The 2738-nt window shown below is 69.3% G+C and carries 3 protein-coding genes; all 3 read right to left on the bottom strand.

Features of this window, described 5'->3' with window-relative positions; genetic code table 11:
• Positions 1-157: 157 nt before the first annotated feature.
• Positions 158-1492 (bottom strand): Do family serine endopeptidase, encoded by a 1335-nt coding sequence (locus VDQ18_RS23430; protein WP_323023265.1) that lies wholly within the window; start codon positions 1490-1492, stop codon positions 158-160.
• Positions 1493-1744: 252 nt separating this feature from the next.
• Positions 1745-2107 (bottom strand): DUF1304 domain-containing protein, encoded by a 363-nt coding sequence (locus VDQ18_RS23425; protein ID WP_323023264.1) that lies wholly within the window; start codon positions 2105-2107, stop codon positions 1745-1747.
• Positions 2108-2241: 134 nt separating this feature from the next.
• Positions 2242-2661: a 50S ribosomal protein L17 gene (rplQ, locus tag VDQ18_RS23420; protein ID WP_323023263.1), complete on the bottom strand. Its 420-nt coding sequence runs from the start codon at positions 2659-2661 to the stop codon at positions 2242-2244.
• Between the last annotated feature and the right edge of the window lie 77 nt (positions 2662-2738).

Below are 2738 nucleotides of genomic sequence, written 5' to 3'. Positions count from 1 at the left end.
GCGCCGGGGGTTTCACACCCCCGGACCCCCGTGGGATATTTGCAGCGCAAAGATGCGGGTTAACGGATCCTTAAGCCCCATCTTTGCGCTGCAAATATCCTCGGGGGGTCAAGGGGGGCAGACGGCCCCCCTTGTCGCGGCAGCCCCAAGCGCGCCGTCAGAGGCGGAAGCGCAGCAGGCTGCGGCGGCCGTCGCGGAGGAGTTCGACCTCCCAGTATCGCGAGGGATCGCGCAGCGCGCGGTCCAGCGCCGCGGTGTCGGGCACCGGCTGGCGGTTGACCGACAGCAGGATGTCCCCGGGCGCGAGGCCGGCGCGGGCGGCGATGTCATCGGCCTCGACCACCACCACGCCACTGGCCTGCGGATCGAGGCCACGCTCGGCGGCGACGGCGGGGTTAATCGTCTCGGCCACCAGCCCGCGCAGCGCCACGCCGCGCACGGTCAGGCGGTTGCGCTCGGGGCTCTCGGGGGGCGCGATCAGGGCCACGTCGCTCTCCTGCCGCTCGCCCGCGCGCACCCAGCTGAGCCGCGCCGTGCCGCCGATGCCGCGGGCGGCGAGGCGGAACATCATCTCTTGCGGGGCGTTTACCGGGTCGCCGTCCACCGCCAGCACCACATCGCCGGCGCGGAGCCCGGCCTCGGCCAGCGGGCTGTCCGGGTGCAGCGCGGTGATCGCCACGCCCTGCGGCAGGCCGAGGCCCAGAGCCTCGGCCAGGGTCGCATCCACGGCCTGACCGGTCACGCCCATCCAGGGGCGCTGGAAATGCGTCTCGCCGCTCTCGGCCTGGGCGACGACCTGGCTGACCAGATTGGCGGGGATGGCGAAGCCGATCCCGTTCGAGCCACCCGAGCGAGTCAGGATCGCCGAGTTGATGCCGACCAGATGGCCCTGCATGTCAACGAGCGCGCCGCCGGAATTCCCCGGGTTGATCGCCGCATCGGTCTGGATGAAATAACCGCGCCCCGAGCCCACGGCGATCCCCGACCGGGCCAGCGCCGAGACGATGCCGGAACTGACCGTCTGGCCGACGCCGAACGGGTTGCCGATGGCCAGCACCAGATCCCCCACCTCGATCCGGTCGCTGTCGGCGATCTGGATCGCGGGCAGGTCCGAGGCGCCGCGCAGCCGCAGGATGGCGAGGTCGCTTTCCTCATCGGCCAGGATCACGTCGGCGGCGAATTCGCGGCGGTCGTTCAGCACGACGCGGATGTCGTCGGCATCGCCCACCACGTGGTAGTTCGAGACGACGATGCCGTCCGATTGCAGGATCACGCCGGACCCCAGCGCGTTCTGCACCCGGGGCGTCGCCTGCCCGCGATTGCCGAAGAGCTGGTTGAAGAATGGGTCGTTGAAGAAGGGGCTCTGCTGTTCGGCCACCACCCGCCGGGCGTAGATCGAGACCACGGCGGGCGCGGTCTGGCGCACGACCGGGGCGAAGCTGAGCTGGATCTGCGCCTGCCCCTCGGGCACCTGGGTGACGGTGACGGGCATCAGCCGTTCGGGCGGCAGGGGCGAGGCAGCGGGAGGCGGCGTGTTGGCCAGCGATTGGGCGGTGACCGGCGTGAAATTCTGCATCGCGCCCACAGTAATTCCGACCCCGGCGAGAGCCCCGACGAGAACCAGCCCGACGATACGCATGGATGCCTCCGTTCTGCGGTATCCCGAAACTATGGGTCCGCGCCGCAGGACATGCAACGCGGGCTCACGGAAATGGGATGCACCGCGGCGCGGAACGGCCCGGGATCAGAGCAGCCAGACGGCGGCGAGGCCCAGCAGCGCGGGCACGCCCTGCACCAGGAAGATGCGCGGGCTGGCGGTGGCCGCGCCATAGGCGCCCGCGACCAGCACGAAGAGCAGGAAACAGGTGGCGACGTTCTTCGCCCAGGCCGGATCGCCGATGAAGAGCGACCAGATCAGCCCGGCGGCGAGGAAGCCGTTGTAGAGGCCCTGATTGGCGGCAAGCGTCTTGGTCTGCGGAAAGAGCTCGCGCGGGAGCGAGCGGAAGGCGGCGGGGCCGCGGCTTTCCCAGGCGAACATCTCGAGCCAGAGGATGTAGAGATGCAAAAGCGCGACCAGCGCGACGAGGATCAGGGCGATCACGGACATGGGCGGCGTTCCTTTGCTGCGGCCCGGTCAAGCTTACGCCGCCCACCCGTCCGGTCAAGCCCCCGCGCCACAACGAAAAACCCCCGCAGCAGGGCTGCGGGGGTCCAGTCCGGGCCGGATGGCGGCCGCAGGACTTACTCTTCCGAGGCGTCCTCGGCTTCAAGGCGGGCCTTGTCGGCGGCGCCTTTGGCCGAGACGTCGCGCTCGACGAATTCGATGATCGCCATCGGCGCCATGTCGCCATAGCGGAAGCCGGCTTTCAGGACACGGATGTAGCCACCGGCGCGCTCCTTGTAGCGCGGGCCCAGCACGTCGAACAGTTTCGCGACGTCCTTGTCTTCCTTCAGCATCGCCGCGGCCTGACGGCGGGCATGCAGGTCACCGCGCTTGGCCAGCGTGATCAGCTTTTCGACGATCGGACGCAGTTCCTTGGCTTTCGGAAGCGTGGTCTTGATCTGCTCGTGCTCGATCAGCGAGCCGGCCATGTTCGAGAACAGGGCCTTGCGGTGTTCGTGGGTGCGGTTCAGGCGGCGGTAGCCACGGGCGTGACGCATGATGGTCTCCTTACGTCTTTTGCTTTGTGTTGCACCCCGTGCGTTGCGGAGCGCGTCGTTGGGGCGGAATGCCCAGG

This window comes from Pararhodobacter sp. (assembly GCF_034676075.1).
Classification (GTDB): domain Bacteria; phylum Pseudomonadota; class Alphaproteobacteria; order Rhodobacterales; family Rhodobacteraceae; genus Pararhodobacter.
This window is presented reverse-complemented; position numbering and strand designations above follow the sequence as displayed.

Coding starts and splice junctions, on each gene's coding strand:
- rplQ (WP_323023263.1), bottom strand. CDS start 2,661: ATGCGTCACGCCCGTGGCTACCGCCGCCTGAACCGCACCCACGAACAC.
- VDQ18_RS23425 (WP_323023264.1), bottom strand. CDS start 2,107: ATGTCCGTGATCGCCCTGATCCTCGTCGCGCTGGTCGCGCTTTTGCAT.
- VDQ18_RS23430 (WP_323023265.1), bottom strand. CDS start 1,492: ATGCCCGTCACCGTCACCCAGGTGCCCGAGGGGCAGGCGCAGATCCAG.